At 70.3% G+C, this 17,827-nt stretch carries 18 protein-coding genes and 1 riboswitch; of the genes, 15 read left to right on the plus strand and 3 right to left on the minus strand.

Features of this window, described 5'->3' with window-relative positions; genetic code table 11:
- Positions 1–50: 50 nt before the first annotated feature.
- A complete protein-coding gene (locus tag ACS3YM_RS01505; protein WP_439938277.1) occupies positions 51–1,616 on the plus strand; it encodes a glutamate synthase-related protein in 1,566 nt (521 codons plus the stop codon).
- A 16-nt stretch (positions 1,617–1,632) separates the two neighbouring features.
- On the opposite strand, the gene ACS3YM_RS01510 is transcribed toward ACS3YM_RS01505, so the two are convergent.
- Positions 1,633–3,075 (minus strand): alpha,alpha-trehalose-phosphate synthase (UDP-forming), encoded by a 1,443-nt coding sequence (locus ACS3YM_RS01510; protein WP_439938278.1) that lies wholly within the window; start codon positions 3,073–3,075, stop codon positions 1,633–1,635.
- A 181-nt stretch (positions 3,076–3,256) separates the two neighbouring features.
- On the opposite strand from ACS3YM_RS01510, the gene ACS3YM_RS01515 reads away from it, so the two are divergent.
- The 5 genes from ACS3YM_RS01515 to ACS3YM_RS01535 all read left to right on the plus strand — a co-directional run bounded on the left by ACS3YM_RS01515 (position 3,257) and on the right by ACS3YM_RS01535 (position 6,825).
- Positions 3,257–3,550, plus strand: coding sequence for a DUF3263 domain-containing protein (locus tag ACS3YM_RS01515; RefSeq protein ID WP_439938279.1), 294 nt, complete (start codon positions 3,257–3,259; stop codon positions 3,548–3,550).
- A 101-nt stretch (positions 3,551–3,651) separates the two neighbouring features.
- Entirely contained in the window at positions 3,652–4,137 is a 486-nt protein-coding gene (locus ACS3YM_RS01520) for a LytR C-terminal domain-containing protein (RefSeq protein WP_439938280.1), read from the plus strand.
- 55 nt (positions 4,138–4,192) lie between these two features.
- The gene (gene otsB / locus ACS3YM_RS01525) at positions 4,193–5,023 is read left to right on the plus strand and encodes a trehalose-phosphatase (RefSeq protein WP_439938281.1); all 831 of its coding nucleotides are present in this window, start codon (positions 4,193–4,195) and stop codon (positions 5,021–5,023) included.
- A gap of 77 nt (positions 5,024–5,100) precedes the next feature.
- Positions 5,101–5,239: riboswitch (SAM riboswitch) on the plus strand.
- A gap of 10 nt (positions 5,240–5,249) precedes the next feature.
- Positions 5,250–6,533 (plus strand): threonine synthase, encoded by a 1,284-nt coding sequence (thrC, locus tag ACS3YM_RS01530; RefSeq protein ID WP_439938282.1) that lies wholly within the window; start codon positions 5,250–5,252, stop codon positions 6,531–6,533.
- 16 nt (positions 6,534–6,549) lie between these two features.
- The gene (locus tag ACS3YM_RS01535; RefSeq protein WP_439938283.1) at positions 6,550–6,825 is read left to right on the plus strand and encodes a MoaD/ThiS family protein; all 276 of its coding nucleotides are present in this window, start codon (positions 6,550–6,552) and stop codon (positions 6,823–6,825) included.
- Between the two features lie 15 nt (positions 6,826–6,840).
- Here ACS3YM_RS01535 and ACS3YM_RS01540 read toward each other — a convergent pair whose 3' ends face one another.
- Both ACS3YM_RS01540 and ACS3YM_RS01545 read right to left on the minus strand, forming a co-directional pair.
- On the minus strand, positions 6,841–7,326 hold the full coding sequence (locus ACS3YM_RS01540; RefSeq protein ID WP_439938284.1) for a GDYXXLXY domain-containing protein: 486 nt from the start codon (positions 7,324–7,326) through the stop codon (positions 6,841–6,843).
- Between the two features lie 8 nt (positions 7,327–7,334).
- On the minus strand, positions 7,335–8,552 hold the full coding sequence (locus ACS3YM_RS01545; RefSeq protein ID WP_439938285.1) for a DUF2157 domain-containing protein: 1,218 nt from the start codon (positions 8,550–8,552) through the stop codon (positions 7,335–7,337).
- A gap of 125 nt (positions 8,553–8,677) precedes the next feature.
- On the opposite strand from ACS3YM_RS01545, the gene ACS3YM_RS01550 reads away from it, so the two are divergent.
- From ACS3YM_RS01550 to ACS3YM_RS01590, 9 genes are all read left to right on the plus strand, one after another.
- Positions 8,678–9,517: an SGNH/GDSL hydrolase family protein gene (locus ACS3YM_RS01550; protein ID WP_439938286.1), complete on the plus strand. Its 840-nt coding sequence runs from the start codon at positions 8,678–8,680 to the stop codon at positions 9,515–9,517.
- A gap of 9 nt (positions 9,518–9,526) precedes the next feature.
- Positions 9,527–10,381: a hypothetical protein gene (locus ACS3YM_RS01555; RefSeq protein ID WP_439938287.1), complete on the plus strand. Its 855-nt coding sequence runs from the start codon at positions 9,527–9,529 to the stop codon at positions 10,379–10,381.
- The gene (locus tag ACS3YM_RS01560; protein ID WP_439938288.1) at positions 10,378–11,220 is read left to right on the plus strand and encodes an ATP-grasp domain-containing protein; all 843 of its coding nucleotides are present in this window, start codon (positions 10,378–10,380) and stop codon (positions 11,218–11,220) included. The genes ACS3YM_RS01555 and ACS3YM_RS01560 overlap by 4 nt, the downstream gene beginning before the upstream one ends.
- Positions 11,221–11,423: 203 nt before the next feature.
- Positions 11,424–13,052 carry a chaperonin GroEL gene (gene groL / locus ACS3YM_RS01565; RefSeq protein ID WP_439938289.1) on the plus strand — a complete coding sequence of 543 codons (1,629 nt, stop codon included), beginning with the start codon at positions 11,424–11,426 and terminating at the stop codon, positions 13,050–13,052.
- Between the two features lie 207 nt (positions 13,053–13,259).
- Positions 13,260–14,321 (plus strand): ABC transporter ATP-binding protein, encoded by a 1,062-nt coding sequence (locus ACS3YM_RS01570; protein WP_439938290.1) that lies wholly within the window; start codon positions 13,260–13,262, stop codon positions 14,319–14,321.
- Positions 14,318–15,535: an ABC transporter substrate-binding protein gene (locus ACS3YM_RS01575; RefSeq protein WP_439938291.1), complete on the plus strand. Its 1,218-nt coding sequence runs from the start codon at positions 14,318–14,320 to the stop codon at positions 15,533–15,535. Before ACS3YM_RS01570 ends, ACS3YM_RS01575 begins: the two co-directional genes overlap by 4 nt.
- Before the next feature lies 1 nt (position 15,536).
- Positions 15,537–16,415 (plus strand): ABC transporter permease, encoded by an 879-nt coding sequence (locus tag ACS3YM_RS01580; RefSeq protein WP_439938292.1) that lies wholly within the window; start codon positions 15,537–15,539, stop codon positions 16,413–16,415.
- A gap of 16 nt (positions 16,416–16,431) precedes the next feature.
- Complete coding sequence (locus ACS3YM_RS01585) at positions 16,432–17,241, plus strand: ABC transporter permease (protein WP_439938293.1); 810 nt, start codon at positions 16,432–16,434, stop codon at positions 17,239–17,241.
- A gap of 84 nt (positions 17,242–17,325) precedes the next feature.
- Positions 17,326–17,820: a hypothetical protein gene (locus ACS3YM_RS01590; RefSeq protein WP_439938294.1), complete on the plus strand. Its 495-nt coding sequence runs from the start codon at positions 17,326–17,328 to the stop codon at positions 17,818–17,820.
- The last annotated feature ends 7 nt before the right edge of the window (positions 17,821–17,827 follow it).

A 17,827-nucleotide genomic window follows, 5' to 3' on the forward strand; every position in this document is an offset into this window, starting at 1 on the left:
AGGGAGGGAGCGTCCTCGACAAGCCGCGTCCCGGGGGCTAGGAACGTGGCATGAGGTGGAGGTACGCGATTCTCGGAGGGACCGCCGTCGCCGGCGCCGCGACGACGGCCTACGACCTGGTCCAGCGCAAGCACGCGATCCTGCGCAACTTCCCGATCGTCGGGCACGGCAGGTTCTTGGTCGAGAAGTTCGGTCCCGAGCTCCGGCAGTACATCGTCACGAGCAACGACGAGGAGCGGCCCTTCAGCCGTGACCAGCGCCGCTGGGTCTACGCCAGCTCCAAGCTGGAGAACAACTACTTCGGCTTCGGCACCGACAACGACGTCGAGCAGGTCGAGGGCTACCCCGTCATCAAGCACCGCACGTTCACCGGACCGGGCGCCGCCACGATGCCGCACGCGCAGGAGGAGATCGTCCTGCCCTGCGCCAAGGTGATGGGGGAGGCGAGAGGACGTACGCACGCCTTCCGGCCCGGCTCGGTCGTGAACATCTCGGGGATGAGCTTCGGGTCCCTGTCGGGCAAGGCCATCGAGTCGCTCAACAAGGGCGCCGCGATGACCGGCTGCCTGCAGAACACCGGGGAGGGTGCTCTGTCCACCCACCACCGCCACGGCGGCGACATCGTGTTCCAGATCGGCACGTCCTACTTCGGCTGCCGCGACGAGCACGGCCGGTTCGACATGGGCAGGCTCGTGGACCTCGTCCAGTCGGCGCCGGTGCGCGCGATCGAGATCAAGCTGAGCCAGGGCGCCAAGCCCGGCCTCGGCGGCATGCTGCCAGGAGAGAAGGTCAGCCGGGAGATCGCCGAGATCCGCGGCATCCCAGAGGGCGAGGACTGCGCCTCGCCGAGCCGGCACGCGGTCTTCTCCGACGTCGACTCGATGCTCGACTTCGTCGAGCGCGTCGCCCAGGCGACCGGCCTGCCGGTGGGCATCAAGTCGGCCGTCGGCAACCTCACCATGTGGGACGAGCTGACCGAGCAGATGTCGCGCGGCGGCCGAGGCGTCGACTTCGTCAACATCGACGGCGGCGAGGGCGGCACCGGCGCCGCGCCGATGATCTTCGCGGACTCCGTGGCCTACCCGTTCCGGATCGCCTTCTCCGAGGTCTACCGCCGCTTCGCCGAGGCGGGGCTCACCGACGACGTGGTCTTCGTGGGCGCCGGGAAGCTGGGCATCCCGGAGAACGCCATCGTCGCCTTCGCCCTCGGTGTGGACATGGTCAACGTCGGCCGCGAGGCGATGATGTCGATCGGCTGCATCCAGGCGCAGAAGTGCCACACCGACCACTGCCCGGTGGGGGTGGCCACCCAGAATCCGCGCTACACCCGCGGCCTCGACGTCAGCCTCAAGAGCGTCCGGGCCGCCAACTACATCCGGTCCCTGCGGCGCGACCTGCTCAAGGTGTCCGAGGCGATCGGCGTGGTGCACCCGGGGCTGATCGCACCGAAGGACGTCGACCTCGTGACCGGCACCCGCTCCGCGGTCGGGCTCGCGGAGGCCTACGGCTACGACCCCGGCTGGCAGCGGCTCGCGCCGCGGCTGGTGAAGGAGATCGAGGCGATCATGATGGCCCAGGACGCGACGGACGAGGTGCCAGCAGAGGCCAACCCCTGACTGACCCGCCGGGCCGTCAGCCCGAGCGCGGGCGTCGTACGGTCTTGTCGTGGTGCTCGGGCAGCGTCCTGAGCTCCTCGAGGAAGTCGCGGGCCCACTTGGACACGTCGTTGGCCACCACCGTCTTGCGCATGGCGCGCATCCGACGCCCGGTCTCCTTCTGGTCGGCGGCGTAGGCCTCGAGCAGCGCCGACTTCATCCCGTCGATGTCGTAGGGGTTGACCAGCCAGGCCTGCCGCAGCTCCTGCGCGGCACCGGCGAACTCCGAGAGCACCAGGGCGCCGCCGTTGTCGAAGCGGCAGGCGACGTACTCCTTGGCGACGAGGTTCATGCCGTCGCGGAACGGGGTCACCACCATGACGTCGGCGGCGCGGTAGAGCGCCGCCATCTCCTCGCGGGGGTGCGAGGTGTGCAGGTAGGAGATCGCCGGACGACCGATGCGACCGTGGTCGCCGTTGATCCGACCCACCAGCATCTCGATCTCGTCGCGGAGGATCCGGTACTGCTCGACCCGTTCGCGCGACGGCGTGGCGACCTGCACGAAGACGGCGTCCTCGACGTCGAGCTTGCCGTCGCGCACGAGCTCGCCGAAGGCGCGGAGGCGGGAGTAGATGCCCTTGGTGTAGTCGAGCCGGTCGACGCCCAGGAAGATCCGCCTCGGGTTGCCCAGTGCGTCGCGGATCTCTGCGGCCCGCTTGGCCACGCCCTCCGACCGCGCGAGCTCCTCGAAGCCGGCGGTGTCGATCGAGATGGGAAAGGCGGTGGCCTTCACCGGACGACCGTCGGGCAGGTAGATCGTGTCGCGGTGCGTCTTGTGGCCCACGCGGCTGCGCACCAGGCGTACGAAGTTGGCGGCCGCGCCGGGGAGCTGGAAGCCGATGAGGTCGGCGCCGAGCAGGCCCTCGAGGATCTGCCGGCGCCACGGCAGCTGCGAGAACAGCTCGGCGGGCGGGAACGGGATGTGGAGGTAGAAGCCGATGCGCAGGTCGGGCCGCTTCTCGCGCAGCATCTGCGGCACCAGCTGGAGCTGGTAGTCCTGCACCCACACCGTTGCGTGGTCGGCGGCCACCTCGGCCGCCTTGTCGGCGAACCGCTGGTTGACCCTGACGTAGGACTCCCACCACTCACGGTGGAACTCCGGCTTGGCGATCACGTCGTGGTAGAGCGGCCAGAGGGTGCCGTTGGAGAACCCCTCGTAGAACTCCTCGACCTCCGCGGCGCTCAGCGAGACCGGCACCAGGGACAGCCCGTCCTCGACGAACGGCTCGAACTCCTCGTCGTCAGCAGACCCGGGCCACCCGATCCAGGCGCCGTCGTTGGCCCGGAGCACGGGCTCGAGCGCCGTGACGAGCCCGCCGGGGGAGGTGCGCCAGGCGTCCGAGCCGTCGGGCAGGCGCACCCGGTCCACGGGCAGCCGGTTGGCCACGATCACGAGGTCTGCCTTCGGCTGTGGGCTCACGCGGCAACCCTAACGAGGCCCTGTGAGGAGCAGATCACCCCGCGGTGTCCCAGTCCCGAACTTCCGCGGGTTTGTCCAGACGACTCGCCGGAGGCGAATGACATCGTTGTCGTTCGTCGCATAGACTCCCCCCCAGTTCCCCCGGTCACGGGGGGATGTGGGGTCGAGGAGGAGATGGCAGATGGACGCCGCCAAGCACATCGCAGCCGAGCAGGAGATTGCTGCCGGGCTGAGCCAGCGCGACCGTGACATCCTCGAGTTCGAGCGTCACTGGTGGAAGTACGCCGGCGCCAAGGAGCAGGCCGTCCGCGAGAAGTTCGACATGTCATCGACCCGCTACTACCAGGTCCTCAACGCCCTCATCGACCGCCCCGAGGCCCTCGAGGCCGACCCGCTGCTCGTGCGCCGCCTCCGCCGGCTGCGCGCGTCCCGCCAGCGCCAGCGCTCCGCCCGCCGTCTCGGCTTCGAGATCTGACACTGCGAGATCCGACCACTACTCACGATTGGCTCTTCCCCATGGCCTCCTTCCCCAGTCCTGGCCGTCGTCCTCTCCGCGCTCGTCGTGACGAGCGCGGGGTGGCCTTCCCCTCGCCCGTCGTGATGCTGTCGGTGCTCGCGGTCGCCATGGCCTCGATCACCTTCGTCGCGACCCGTGACGAAGCGCCCACCGAGCGCCGCGTCGACACCGCCACCATCGCCAGCGCCGACCAGACGCCGGCGGCCACGCCGGACGCGACCCCGACCCCCGAGCCGAAGCCGGAGCCCAAGCCCAAGCCGCAGGTCAAGCGCGGCGAGGTCTACGTCGAGGTCTTCAACAACTCCGGCATCAAGGGCCTGGCCGCCAGCACGGCCGCCAAGGCGACCGGCGTCGGCTGGGCCGTCGTCGGCGAGGACAACTGGTACGGCGTCATCCCGACCACGACCGTCTACTTCCCGCCGCGGCTCAAGGCGGCCGGCAAGCAGCTGGCCCTCGACCTCGGCATCAAGCGCACCGCGCCCGCCGTGGGGGTCATGAAGCGCGACCGGCTGACGATCATCCTCACCACCGACGCTCCTCAGTGAGCTGCTGACCCGGGACGGTTCGCCGGTCCGAGCCGGCGCGTGGTTGGCTGCACCCATGGAGTTCACCTCCGACGACGCGCGCGCCCACTACGACGCCCTCCGGGACGTCCTCGACGGAGTGGTCGTCGGGCTCGACTTCGACGGCACGCTGTCGCCGGTGGTCGACGACCCCGAGGCGGCACGCCTGCACCCCGGTGCGCCCGGTGCGCTGCTGGAGCTCGCCGAGGTGGTGCGCGCGGTCGCCGTGATCACCGGCCGCCCGGCCCGGCAGGCCATCGCGATGGGCGACCTCGACGCGCTCGGCAACGCGATGCTCGACCGCGGCGCCGAGCTGTTCGTCTTCGGCCAGTACGGCAACGAGCGCTGGTCGGCGACCGAGCAGCGGATCCGCTCGCCGCGCCCGCCCGCCGGGTTGGCGAGCTTCGAGCGGGAGCTCCCGGCTGTGCTGCGCAAGGCCGACGCCGCGGACGCCTTCGTCGAGGAGAAGGGGCTCGCCGTCGCCGTGCACACCCGTCGCATGGCCGACCCCACAGGTGCCTTCGAGCGGTTGACCGCTCCCATCGCCTCGCTCGCGGAGCGTCACCACCTCAGCGTCGAGCCCGGTCGCAACGTCATCGAGATCCGCTCCGGCGACATGCACAAGGGCCACGCCGTGCGTGCCTTCGTGGCCGAGCAGGAGGCCACGGGTGTCGTCTTCTGCGGCGACGACCTGGGTGACGTCGAGGCCTTCGAGGCCGTGCGCGAGCTCCGCGACGAGGGCCTGCCCGGCCTGGTCGTCTGCTCCGCCTCCACCGAGCAGCCCGACCTCGTCGAGCTCGCCGACGTGGTCGTGGACGGTCCGGCCGGTGTCGTCGAGCTGCTCGGCGGACTGGGCCTGCGCCGCTGACCCCCCGGCCCTCCGCGAGGCCATCCAGATCGTGGACGCGGTGTGCGCATCGTGAGACGCCGCGCCTAGGCTGGTCCTGCTCATCACGAGGGACTGAGGGAACGGCCCGTCGAAGTCCCGGCAACCACCCATGAGCCTCCTGTCCGGAATCGTCCGGCAGTCATGGGAGCAGGTGCCAAATCCGGCCCACGCGAGAGTCGCGGGGACAGATGAGAAGGAGGACTTCATGAGCACCCTGTTGGACGAGAACACCACCGCAACGCCGAAGAAGGGGCTCCGCGAGGGCGCGTTCGGCAACGCGAGGGCGCTGGCCTGCCGCGAGTGCGGGCACGAGGTCGTCCTCGGCCCGTCGTACGCCTGTCCCGAGTGTTTCGGGCCACTGGAGGTGGCCTACGACTTCCCGGCCGTGACCCGTGCGGAGATCGCCGCCGGGCCCCCCAACATCTGGCGCTACAAGGCGCTGCTGCCCGTCCCCGACGACATCGAGCAGAGCCCCAACACCGAGCCCGGCTTCACCCGGCTGCTCAAGGCCCACAACCTCGGCCGCGAGCTCGGCATCGACAACCTCTGGGTCAAGGACGACTCCACCAACCCGACCAACTCCTTCAAGGACCGCGTCGTCGCGTGCGCCCTCAGTGCGGCCCGCGAGCTCGACGCCAAGGTCTTCGCCTGCCCCTCCACGGGCAACCTGGCCAACGCGGTCGCCGCAGCCGGCGCCCGGGCCGGCATCACGACGGTCGTCTTCATCCCGAGCGACCTCGAGAAGCCCAAGCAGGTCAACTCGGCCGTCTACACCGACCGCCTCGTGGCCGTCGACGGCAACTACGACGACGTCAACAAGCTCGCCTCCGAGATCGCCGGCGAGGAGGAGGGCTGGGCGTTCGTCAACGTCAACGTGCGCCCCTTCTACGCCGAGGGCTCCAAGACCCTGGGCTACGAGATCGCCGAGCAGCTCGGCTGGCGCCTGCCCGACCAGATCGTCATCCCGGTCGCGTCCGGCTCCCAGCTCACCAAGGTCGACAAGGCCTTCCAGGAGCTGATCAAGCTCGGCCTCGTGGAGGACAAGCCCTACAAGGTCTTCGGCGCCCAGGCGACCGGCTGCTCGCCCGTGTCGGTGGCCTACAAGGCCGGCACCGACGCGATCCGCCCGGTCAAGCCCGACACCATCGCCAAGAGCCTCGCCATCGGCAACCCCGCCGACGGCATCTACGTCCTCGACATCTGCCGCCGCTCCGGCGGCGCGGTGGAGGACATCACCGACGACGAGGTCCGCGACGGCATCCTCCTGCTCGCCCGCACCGAGGGGATCTTCACCGAGACCGCCGGCGGCACCACGGTGGGCGTGCTCAAGAAGCTCGTCGACACCGGCCAGCTCGACACGTCGCTCGAGACGGTCGTCATCAACACCGGCATGGGCCTCAAGACCCTCGACGCGGTCGCCGACCGCGTCGGCCCCGCCGCCACCATCGCCCCCAGCTACGACGCCTTCGTGGCGTCCAACGTCCTCTGAGAGGGAAGATCACCCCATGGCTGTCTCTGTCCGGATCCCCACCATCCTGCGCACCTACACCGGCGGTGAGTCCGAGGTCAGCGCCGAGGGCGACACCCTGGCCGCCGTGCTCGACGACCTCGACGCGAGCTACTCGGGCATCAAGGGCCGCATCCTCGACGAGGCCGGTGCGCTGCGCCGGTTCGTCAACGTCTACGTCGGCAACGACGACGTACGCTTCCTCGACGAGCTCGCGACCCCCACGCCGGACGGCACCCAGATCTCGGTGATCCCCGCGGTCGCAGGCGGCTGACCTCGTCGCTGAGGCTCACGGGGCGCGTACGTCGACCACGGCGGCGTTGCCGCGACCGTCGATCCTGACCTCGGCCACCGCGCCGTCGCGCAGCAGGTCCTCGGCCGCAGCGGCCTCGTCCTGTGGCAGGAACCAGCTCTCGATGCCACAGCGGATCTGCCACGAGCGGTCGTCGCAGGCCAGGTAGGGACCGTCCGCGGGACGCTCCCGGCTCCAGTCGGAGGCGGCCCAGACGTCCCCCCGCTTCTCGAGCGTGATGAAGACGTCGCCCGACTCGCCGTCGTCCAGGGCGCCGAGGCCGGGCTCGACGAACGACCGGGAGTCGTCGTGGCGCAGGTCGGGGTAGTCCAGGGCGACGTAGGCCCCGCGGAACGGGTCCATCGGGTCGATCGGGGCGACCGACATGAGGTAGGTGTCGCCGGCGAGGCGGGCCGACAGCTGGGGGGCGACGCCCACACCGACCAGGGCCAGCTGGCTCACGGCGATGACGGCTGTGGTCACGGTGCGGTTCATCGGTCTGCTCCGTCGGTCGAGGTGGGGGAGTCGGTGTCGAGGGCGTGGGCCAGCTCGCGGCGGGCCCGGTCGAAGAGGAAGCCCGTCCCAAGGAACACCGTGCCGAGGACCACGAACAGCCAGGCGCCGGTGACGATCGGGGCGAACACGGCGAAGCTCTGGAAGGTCGTGAAGACGACCAGGCCGACCATCGCCATCCAGGTGAGCGGCGGGTGGTCGCGCACCGTGCCGAGCACGACGAGGCCGACGGCGAGGACGACGTAGGCGATGACCGAGACGGCTGCGTGGCCCCAGTCAGCAGCGTCCACCGACGACGTGTCGGTGCCCGTGGTCCAGAGCCCGATCAGCGTGGCGACCACCAGGACGACGATCGCGCCCAGGGGCTCGAGGGCGCGCAACCCGGGCCGGGTGGCGACGGCAGCTGCCGCTGCGACACCGGCGAGGACGAGCGCGACGACCAGCCAGGTGGTCCACACGATGCCGTCGCGGCCGACGTCGGGGATGGCGGCGGCGAACAACGCCAGCAGCGCCATCGCCCCACCGACCGTGCGCCAGGCCCACGCGTAGGCATCCAGCCGCTTGTCGTGCAGCACCGCCAGGCCCGAGGCCAGGACGGCGCCGGCACCGAAGAGCATCACCACGGTGAGCCCGTGGGGCGCGTCCCACAGCGGCTGCCAGAACCACCACACCGCGCCCGTCACGAGGCCGACGAAGAACGGCATGTAGGACCTGGTGAGGTAGCCGTGGAGCAGGGCGCCGACGGACCACAGTCCCACGAGCCGCGGCTCGTAGGCGGGGACCTGGAGGGACTGGGCGGCCTGGAAGATCACGGCACCCACGCCCAGCGCGGCCAGCAGGCGCCCGGCGCCCACCACGGGGGCGGACACCTTCCTGCTCGCCATGACCTCGCCACCGACGAGGAAGGCGAGCCACAGCGCGGTCACCGCGAGGAACCGGACGGTCGGGGTGAGCTGGTCCAGGTTGGCGGCGACGAGCCAGATCACGCCGATGCCGACGAAGCCGCCGCCGAGGGTGAGCAGCACCCGGCCGATGCTGAAGCGGGTGTGGGAGCCGGCGCTGTAGCGGGTCGAGATGCGCTCGGCCTGGTCCTCGCTGATGATGCCCTGCGAGGTCCAGTCGGCGACCTCCGAGCGCAGCCACGCGAGCTGGCGCGGCGGGACCGGGCGGGGTGCGACGGGCGCGGATGCGTTCATACGTCCAGCGTGACGCGTACCCACCGTGGTTGTGATGAGTACGACGACCCATGCGAGTAGTGCCGTTGGGCCATTCGACGCCCGCCCGTGCACGCGCGTTCAGGTGCGTGTGGTTGAAGGAGGGGGTGACGAGCAAGCACCTGGTCCGCGCCGGCCTGGCACTGACCGTAGTCGGCGGGCTGGCCGGCGCGACGGCGTACGGCACGCGCGAGCTGCTGCACCGCCAGGCCGCCCAGGCCCGGCGGGCGATCGGCAAGCCGCTGGGCGAGAGCGCGCCGGCGGGGGACCGTCACTACAAGAAGAAGTACGGCGAGCCCGTCGACCTGCTGGTGCTCGGCGACTCGATCGCCGCCGGGCTGGGCGCGGAGCGGGCCAAGCACACCCTCGGCGGCAGGCTGGCCCGCGGGGTCGCGAAGCGTGCGGGTCGCTCGGTGCGGCTGCGCACCGCAGCGGTCGTGGGCTCGGAGAGCAGCATGCTGGCCACCCAGCTCGCGTCGCTGCCGGGCTCGTACCGACCCGACGTGGCGGTCATCGTGGTCGGCGGCAACGACGTCACGCACCGCGTGCCGGTGGCCGACTCCGTCCGCCACCTGGTGGAGGCCGTCGACCACCTGCGCGCGCTCGGTTGCGAGGTGGTGGTCGGCACGTGCCCGGACCTCGGCGCGCTGCGGGCGGTCCCGCAACCCCTTCGGGCGCTCGGGTCACGGGCCTCGCGGCAGCTGGCGACGGCCCAGCGCGCAGCTGCCCTGGCGCACGGCGCGCGCGTGGTGTCGCTGGCCCACGTGGTCGGTCCGTTCTTCGTCACGAGCCCCGAGGAGATGTTCAGCCTGGACCGATTCCACCCCAGCGCCCGCGGCTACAAGCGCACGGCGAAGGCCGTGCTGCCCTCGGTGCTGGCGGCGCTCGGGGTGGTGCACGAGGTGCCGTTCGGGCACCACTCACCGGGGGTCGGTGGGTCAGGCTAGGGTTCGCGGGTGCGCACCACTGCTCGACGAGCCGGCGAAGCCGTCAAGAAGGCAGCCCAGAAGGCGAGCCGCATGCAGGCGGACCCCGCCCCGGAGCCGGTCCGGCCGGGCCCGGACCAGCAGAAGGCCGAGCGCCGCCGTCGGCTGCTGGCCAGCAACCTGACCGAGCTCGCGATCGAGTTCCGCACCGACAAGTGGGGCGTGCACAAGTACACCCCCCACTACGAGCGGCACCTCGAGCACCTGCGCCGCGAGTCCTTCACCCTGCTCGAGCTCGGCATCGGCGGCTACAAGAAACGCCGCAAGAGCGGTGCGTCCATGAAGATGTGGCGCTGGTTCTTCCCGAGGGCGACGATCGTCGGCCTCGACATCGAGGACAAGACGTGGCTCACCCGCGGGCACATCCACACCTACCTCGGTGACCAGACCGACCCGGAGATCCTGCACCGGATCATCGAGGAGCACGGGGCGCCGCTCGTCGTCATCGACGACGGGAGCCACATTCCGGCCCACGTCCGCGAGTCCTTCCGGATCCTCTTCCCGCTGCTGCCCGACGGCGGGATCTACTGCATCGAGGACACCCAGACCTCCTACTGGCCCGCCTGGGGCGGCGAGCTCGACCCGCGCGCGCCCGGCACGTCCATGGACCTGGTCAAGGACCTCATCGACGGCCTCAACCACGAGGAGTTCCTCGTGGAGGGCTACGAGCCGACCTACACCGACCAGTGGGTCAAGGCCGTGCACTGCTACCACAACCTCGTGATCATCGAGAAGGGCGACAACCGCGAGGGCACCAACCGCGACCGTGTCGCGCACGAGCTCTACGGCGCCTCCGAGCTCCCCACCGGGTCCGACTCGGAATGACGGTCCTCCTCGCGACCAGCGGCGACCTGCCGCAGGGCGAGCCCGGCGCGCCCGCGCTCGACGCCGTGCTGGCGGAGCGGGGCATCGACTTCGCCTGGGCGCGCTGGGACGACCCCGAGGTCGACTGGTCGGCCGCCGACCTGGTGGCGGTGCGCTCGACCTGGGACTACGTCACCCGCCACGTCGAGTTCCTGGCCTGGGCGTCCTCCCTCGACCAGGCGCGGCTGCTCAACGGGGCCGACGTGTTCGCGTGGAACCACGACAAGCGGTACCTGATGGACCTCGACGACCTGCCGAGCGTCCCCACGGTGTGGGTCACCAGCGCCACCCAGCTCGTGGGCGCGGTCGACGCGCTCGGCACGGCCGTCGTGAAGCCGGCCGTGGGTGCGGGCGGGCAGGGCCTCGCGGTGCTCCAGGCCGGTCTCGACGAGGACCAGGCGGCTCCGCACGTCGAGCGCGGCCCGGTCGTCGTGCAACCCCTCGTGGAGTCGGTGCACACCCGGGGCGAGGTCTCGGTCTACGTGCTCGACGGGCAGCTCACCCAGCGGTTCGACAAGCTCCCCGGCGCGGGCGACGTACGCGTCAACGAGGAGTACGGCGGCACCGTGCGGGCCGTGGAGACCGGTGACGTCGGCGACCTCGTGCTGCGGGCCTACGACGCCATGGGCGCGCGCTTCGGCCGTGCGATGGACTACCTCCGTGTCGACCTCCTGCAGTGGGAGGGCGACTGGGTGATCAGCGAGCTCGAGCTGATCGAGCCGGGGCTCTACCTCGACGTCTCGCCGGCCAACGCCGCCCCCTTCGCCGACCTGCTCCAGGCCCGGCTCGCCCGCAGCTGAGTGGCCGCCCGACGTTTGCACTCTCGGGGGTCGAGTGCTAAACATGAGGCTGGCACTCTCCTCATGAGAGTGACAACGACCCAGGTGACGCTGAGGTCTGCAGAAGCCGGCGTGAATGGATCGCCGGCGGAGCCGATCGTCCGTCGCGGGCAGCCCGCCTGGTGCACCCACAGAACTCACGTCGACAGGAATCGCGAAGAGTTATGCCGAAGCTGATTGCTTTCAACGAGGAGGCCCGCCGCGGCCTCGAGCGGGGTATGAACACCCTCGCCGACGCGGTCAAGGTCACCCTGGGCCCCAAGGGCCGCAACGTCGTCCTGGAGAAGAAGTGGGGCGCCCCCACGATCACCAACGACGGTGTCTCGATCGCCAAGGAGATCGAGCTGGAGGACCCCTACGAGAAGATCGGCGCCGAGCTGGTCAAGGAGGTCGCCAAGAAGACCGACGACGTCGCCGGTGACGGCACGACGACGGCCACCGTCCTCGCCCAGGCCATGGTGCGCGAGGGTCTGCGCAACGTCGCGGCCGGCGCCAACCCGATGGGTCTCAAGCGCGGCATCGAGGCCGCCGTCGCCGCCGTGTCCGAGCAGCTGCTCAGCATGGCCAAGGACGTCGAGACCAAGGAGCAGATCGCGTCCACCGCGTCGATCTCCGCCGCTGACACCACCGTCGGCGAGATCATCGCCGAGGCGATGGACAAGGTCGGCAAGGAAGGCGTCATCACCGTCGAGGAGTCCAACACCTTCGGGCTGGACCTCGAGCTGACCGAGGGCATGCGGTTCGACAAGGGCTACATCTCGGCCTACTTCGCCACCGACCTCGAGCGCATGGAGGCCGTGCTGGAGGACCCCTACGTCCTCATCGCCAACTCCAAGGTGTCGACGGTCAAGGACCTGCTGCCGCTGCTGGAGAAGGTCATGCAGTCCGGCAAGCCGCTGCTGATCATCGCCGAGGACGTCGACGGCGAGGCGCTGTCGACCCTGGTCGTGAACAAGATCAAGGGCACCTTCCGCTCCGTCGCCGTCAAGGCGCCGGGCTTCGGTGACCGCCGCAAGGCCATGCTGCAGGACATCGCGATCCTCACCGGCGGCCAGGTCATCTCCGAGGAGGTCGGCCTCAAGCTCGAGTCCGCCGGCCTGGAGCTGCTCGGCCAGGCCCGCAAGGTCGTCATCACCAAGGACGAGACCACCATCGTCGAGGGCGCCGGCGACCAGGGCCAGATCGAGGGCCGGGTCAACCAGATCCGTGCCGAGATCGAGAAGTCGGACTCCGACTACGACCGCGAGAAGCTCCAGGAGCGCCTCGCCAAGCTGGCCGGCGGCGTGGCCGTCATCAAGGTAGGCGCGGCCACCGAGGTCGAGCTCAAGGAGCGCAAGCACCGCATCGAGGACGCCGTCCGCAACGCCAAGGCTGCGGTCGAGGAGGGCATCGTCGCCGGCGGCGGCGTCGCGCTCGTCCAGGCCGGTGCCGAGGCCTTCGCCAAGCTCGAGCTGGTCGGCGACGAGGCCACTGGTGCCAACATCGTCAAGGTCGCCATCGAGGCCCCGCTCAAGCAGATCGCGATCAACGCCGGTCTCGAGGGTGGCGTCGTCTCGGAGAAGGTGCGCAACCTCGAGGCGGGTCACGGCCTCAACGCCGCGACCGGTGACTACGTCGACATGATCGCCGAGGGCATCATCGACCCGGCCAAGGTCACCCGCTCGGCGCTGCAGAACGCCGCGTCGATCGCCGCGCTGTTCCTCACCACCGAGGCCGTCGTGGCCGACAAGCCCGAGAAGGCGCCGGCCATGCCCGGCGGCGACATGGGCGGCATGGGCGGCATGGACTTCTGATCCGTCCCCCGCATCACCAGCAGGGCCTCCGCCTCCGGGCGGGGGCCCTGCTGCATTTCCTCCGGCGCCGAGGGGTTCCTGGTATGGACCAGCGGGCGCGTTCCTGCGCCGAATCGTGACCCCTGGCCCATGTTCAGTGCGCGATCGGAGGTCCTACTCTGAGTTCGCAACGCATTCCGTCGTCCCGAGCGTGGAGGAGGAAGCTGCATGACCACTCCGGCCGTCGAGCTGGTCGGCCTGACCAAGTCCTTCGGCAGCGTCACGGCCGTGGACGACCTCGACCTGCGCATCGACAACGGCGAGTTCTTCTCGATGCTGGGACCGAGCGGCTCGGGCAAGACCACCGTGCTGCGGATGATCGCCGGCTTCGAGCAGCCGACCGCGGGCCGGGTGATGCTCGACGGGGACGACGTCACCGAGCGGCCGCCGTTCGCCCGCGACGTCAACACGGTCTTCCAGGACTACGCGCTGTTCCCGCACATGGACGTGCTGACCAACGTGGAGTACGGCCTGCGGGTGAAGAAGGTGCCCGCGTCGCAGCGGCGGGAGCGCGCCATGGCCGCCCTCGAGTCCGTGCAGCTCGGACAGCTCGCCAGGCGTCGGCCCACCCAGCTCTCCGGCGGCCAGCGCCAGCGGGTCGCCCTCGCGAGGGCGCTGGTCAACCGGCCCAAGGTGCTCCTGCTCGACGAGCCCCTGGGCGCGCTGGACCTCAAGCTGCGCCGGGCGATGCAGCTCGAGCTCAAGGAGCTGCAGCGCGAGGTCGGCATCACCTTCGTGTTCGTGACCCACGACCAGGAGGAGGCGCTGACGATGAGCGACCGGATCGCCGTCTTCAGCGAGGGCCGGATCGAGCAGGTCGCGAGTCCCGCAGAGCTCTACGAGAACCCCCGCACCGCGTTCGTCGCCGGCTTCGTCGGCACCTCCAACCTGCTCACCGGTGAGGCCGCCCCTGCCGTGCTCGGGCGGGAAGGCACCTTCAGCATCCGTCCCGAGAAGATCCACCTCGACTCCGACGTCGAGTCGGGCAACACGACCGCCCGCGGGACGGTGGCCGACGTGGTCTACCTCGGCTCGGTCAACCACTACCTCGTCGAGCTCGACGCCGGCCCGACCCTCACCGTCCTGAAGCAGAACCTCCGCGACAGCACCGACCAGGCGATGGGCCTGCGCGGCCGGCAGGTCAAGGTCGGCTGGGCCGACGAGCACGTCATCGATCTCTCGGACCACCACCAGCAGTCCCAGCAGTCCCGGACAGAGGAGAAGTCATGAAGCAGACCACCAGGCTCGCCGCCACGTTCGCGGCGTTCGCACTCGCGCTCACCGGCTGCGGCACCTCCTCGGGCGACGGCAGCGGCGACGGGGGCGGCACGGGATCGGAGGAGCAGGGCGGCTTCACCGCCCCGGACATCCCGATGGCCGACGAGCTCGGGGACACCGAGGACAGCCTGAGCGTGCTCGCGTGGCCCGGCTACGCCGAGGACGGCTCCACGGACAAGTCCGTCGACTGGGTGACGCCCTTCGAGAAGGAGACCGGCTGCCAGGTGGACGTGAAGTACTTCGGCACCTCCGACGAGGCGGTCAACCTGATGAAGTCGGGTCAGTACGACGTCGTGTCCGCCTCGGGCGACGCCTCGCTCCGACTCGTCGCGGGCGGTGACGTGGCGCCGGTGAACACCGACCTGATCGACAACTACGCCGACGTCTGGTCGTTCCTCAACGACCGCGACTGGAACTCCGTGGACGGGCAGATGTACGGCGTGCCCCACGGCTACGGCGCCAACCTCCTGATGTACAACACCGAGGTCGTCACCCCGGCCCCGACGAGCTGGAGCGCGGTGTTCGACGGCGCGACCGACTACGCCGGCAAGGTGACGGCGTACGACTCGCCCATCTACATCGCCGACGCGGCGCTCTACCTCATGAAGACCCAGCCCGACCTGGGCATCGAGGACCCCTACTCCCTCGACGAGGACCAGCTGGCCGCCGCCGTCGACCTGCTGAAGAAGCAGCGCGAGAACGTCGGTGAGTACTGGTCGGACTACCTCAAGGAGATCCAGTCCTTCAAGACCGGCGACTCCGTGGTGGGCACCACCTGGCAGGTGATCGTCAACCTGGCCAAGGACGAGAAGGCCCCCGTCGAGGCGATCCTCCCCGAGGAGGGGGCGACCGGCTGGTCGGACACCTGGATGGTCTCGTCCAAGACCGACCACCCCAACTGCGCCTACGCCTGGCTCAACCACATCATCAGCCCCGAGGCGAACGCCGCGGTGGCCGAGTGGTTCGGCGAGGCACCGGCCAACGAGAAGGCGTGCGACCTCACCAGCAAGGGCTTCTGCGACACGTACCACGCAGGCGACGAGTCCTACGCCGAGCAGATCCACTACTGGACCACGCCCATCGAGCAGTGCTTGGACGGCCGCACGGACGTGACGTGCACGACGTACCAGGACTGGACGCAGGCCTGGACGGAGATCAAGGGCTGACGTGAGCCACCAGTCGCCGCAGGGGAGCGGTGCGGCATCCTCCCGAGCGGGGGTGCTGCACCGCCACCCCCGGCTGCGGCTGGGGCTGCTGCTCGGCCCGCCGATGCTGTGGCTGGGGGTGCTCTACCTCGGCTCGCTGGCGGCGCTGTTCATCACCTCGCTGTGGACCGTGGACGCCTTCGGGGGCAACATCCAGCGGATCTGGAACCTGGACAACTACCGCGACCTGTTCACCCTCGACGTCTACCGCACGATCACCGTCCGCACGATCCTCACCGCGGTGGCGGTGACGGTGATCGACGCCCTGCTGGCCTTCCCGATCGCGCTCTACATGGCCAAGGTGGCCTCGCCGCGGCTCCAGCGCGCGCTGGTCATCGCCGTGCTGACCCCGTTGTGGGCGTCGTACCTCGTCAAGGCCTACGCCTGGCGCGGCATGTTCGCGAGCGGCGGCCCCCTGGACGACCTCGGCCTCTCGCCCGGCTACGGCCTCGCCGCCACGGTGCTGACGCTGTCCTACCTGTGGCTGCCCTACATGATCCTGCCGATGTACGCCGGTCTCGAGCGGTTGCCGAACTCGCTGATCGAGGCCTCCGCGGACCTCGGCGCGACCACCCGCACCACCATGCGGCGCGTCGTGCTGCCGGTGCTCTTCCCGGCGGCCGTGGCGGGCTCGATCTTCACCTTCTCGCTGACCCTCGGCGACTACATCGCGGTGAAGATCGTCGGCGGGGCCAACCAGATGCTCGGCAACGTCGTCTACGACTCGTTCCTCACCGGCAACAACCTGCCGTTCGCGGCGGCCGTCGCGACGATCCCGGTCGTCGCGATGCTGGTCTACCTGGGCGCGGTGCGCCGGACAGGGGCGCTGGACTCCCTATGAGCGCGAGTGAGGACCGATGAGCTTCTCGAGGACGACCAGGGGCGTGCTGCTGGCCTTCACCGGGCTCGTGCTGCTCTTCATCCACGCGCCGCTCGCGCTGGTGGTGCTCAACTCGTTCAACACCTCGCGGACCTTCGAGTGGCCGCCACCGGGGTTCACGACCCGCTGGTGGTCGGCGGCGGCGGACAGCGACGGCGCCCGGAACGCGATCGTGGTGTCGGTCGAGGTGGCCCTGGTCGCCACGGCGATCGCCCTGGTGCTCGGCACGATGGCGGCCATCGCCCTGCAGCGGTTCCGCTTCTTCGGGCGCGACACCGTGTCCCTGCTGATCATCCTGCCCATCGCGCTGCCCGGCGTGGTCACGGGCATCGCCCTGGCCAACGCCTTCCTGACGATGTTCGGCATCGAGCTGGGCATGCTGACGCTCGTGGTCTCGCACGCCACCTTCTGCATCGTCACCGTCTTCAACAACGCCATCGCCCGGCTGCGCCGGCTCGGGGGCAACCTCGAGGAGGCGTCGATGGACCTCGGCGCCGGGACGTTCCGGACCTTCTGGTCGGTCACCCTGCCGATGATGCGCTCGGCCCTGCTGGCGGGCGCGCTGCTGTCCTTCGCGCTGTCCTTCGACGAGATCATCGTGACCACGTTCACCGCGGGGCAGGGCATCCAGACGCTGCCGATCTGGATCTACCAGAACCTGTTCCGGCCCAACCAGGCCCCGGTCGTCAACGTGGTCGCCGCGGCGCTCATCGTGGCGTCGATCATCCCGATCTGGCTGTCGCAGAAGCTCGCCGGGACCGACGAGTCCGTCGCCGCGGCCCGGTAGCGCGCGCGGAACCCGACCCGTGCCCGCTCCGTCCAACCGACGTGGCACGGTGAGGACACCGGCCCGGCCCCAGCAGGAGGAATCGTGAACACCAGCCGACTTCGCAGCGCCCTCGTCGTCCCCGTCCTCGTCCTCGCGTTGGGCGGTCTCGCCGCCTGCGGTGGCGACGACGCCGCCGAGGACGGCAGCGAGGAGACCACCAGCTCGTCCGACGCCGGCTCGGGCACCGCCTCCGACACCCTCGCGCTGACGGCGGACCCAGCCGCGGCCGGCAAGTGCGCGGTGCCCTCCGCGGAGGTGCTCGCCACCTTCGACACCGCCTTCGCCGGCACCGTGACGTCCCTCGAGGACGGCACGGCCACGCTCGAGGTCGACGAGTGGTACGCCGGGGACGAGGCGTCGACCGTGACCGTGCAGTCGCCGACCAAGGACCTCGCCGACCTGCTGATGGCCGTCGAGTTCGAGCAGGGCAAGTCCTACCTGGTCAGCGCCGACGGCGACCGCGTCACCCTCTGCGGCTTCACCGCGGAGCAGGGCCCGGAGCTGCAGGCCATGTACGACGAGGCGTTCGCCGGATGACCCTGTC

This window comes from Nocardioides sp. N13(2025), from assembly GCF_051912545.1.
Taxonomy (GTDB): Bacteria; Actinomycetota; Actinomycetes; order Propionibacteriales; family Nocardioidaceae; genus Nocardioides.

Coding starts and splice junctions, on each gene's coding strand:
- ACS3YM_RS01515 (WP_439938279.1), top strand. CDS start 3,257: ATGGACGCCGCCAAGCACATCGCAGCCGAGCAGGAGATTGCTGCCGGG.
- ACS3YM_RS01535 (WP_439938283.1), top strand. CDS start 6,550: ATGGCTGTCTCTGTCCGGATCCCCACCATCCTGCGCACCTACACCGGC.
- ACS3YM_RS01585 (WP_439938293.1), top strand. CDS start 16,432: ATGAGCTTCTCGAGGACGACCAGGGGCGTGCTGCTGGCCTTCACCGGG.
- ACS3YM_RS01570 (WP_439938290.1), top strand. CDS start 13,260: ATGACCACTCCGGCCGTCGAGCTGGTCGGCCTGACCAAGTCCTTCGGC.
- ACS3YM_RS01560 (WP_439938288.1), top strand. CDS start 10,378: ATGACGGTCCTCCTCGCGACCAGCGGCGACCTGCCGCAGGGCGAGCCC.
- thrC (WP_439938282.1), top strand. CDS start 5,250: ATGAGCACCCTGTTGGACGAGAACACCACCGCAACGCCGAAGAAGGGG.
- otsB (WP_439938281.1), top strand. CDS start 4,193: ATGGAGTTCACCTCCGACGACGCGCGCGCCCACTACGACGCCCTCCGG.
- ACS3YM_RS01505 (WP_439938277.1), top strand. CDS start 51: ATGAGGTGGAGGTACGCGATTCTCGGAGGGACCGCCGTCGCCGGCGCC.
- groL (WP_439938289.1), top strand. CDS start 11,424: ATGCCGAAGCTGATTGCTTTCAACGAGGAGGCCCGCCGCGGCCTCGAG.
- ACS3YM_RS01575 (WP_439938291.1), top strand. CDS start 14,318: ATGAAGCAGACCACCAGGCTCGCCGCCACGTTCGCGGCGTTCGCACTC.
- ACS3YM_RS01545 (WP_439938285.1), bottom strand. CDS start 8,552: ATGAACGCATCCGCGCCCGTCGCACCCCGCCCGGTCCCGCCGCGCCAG.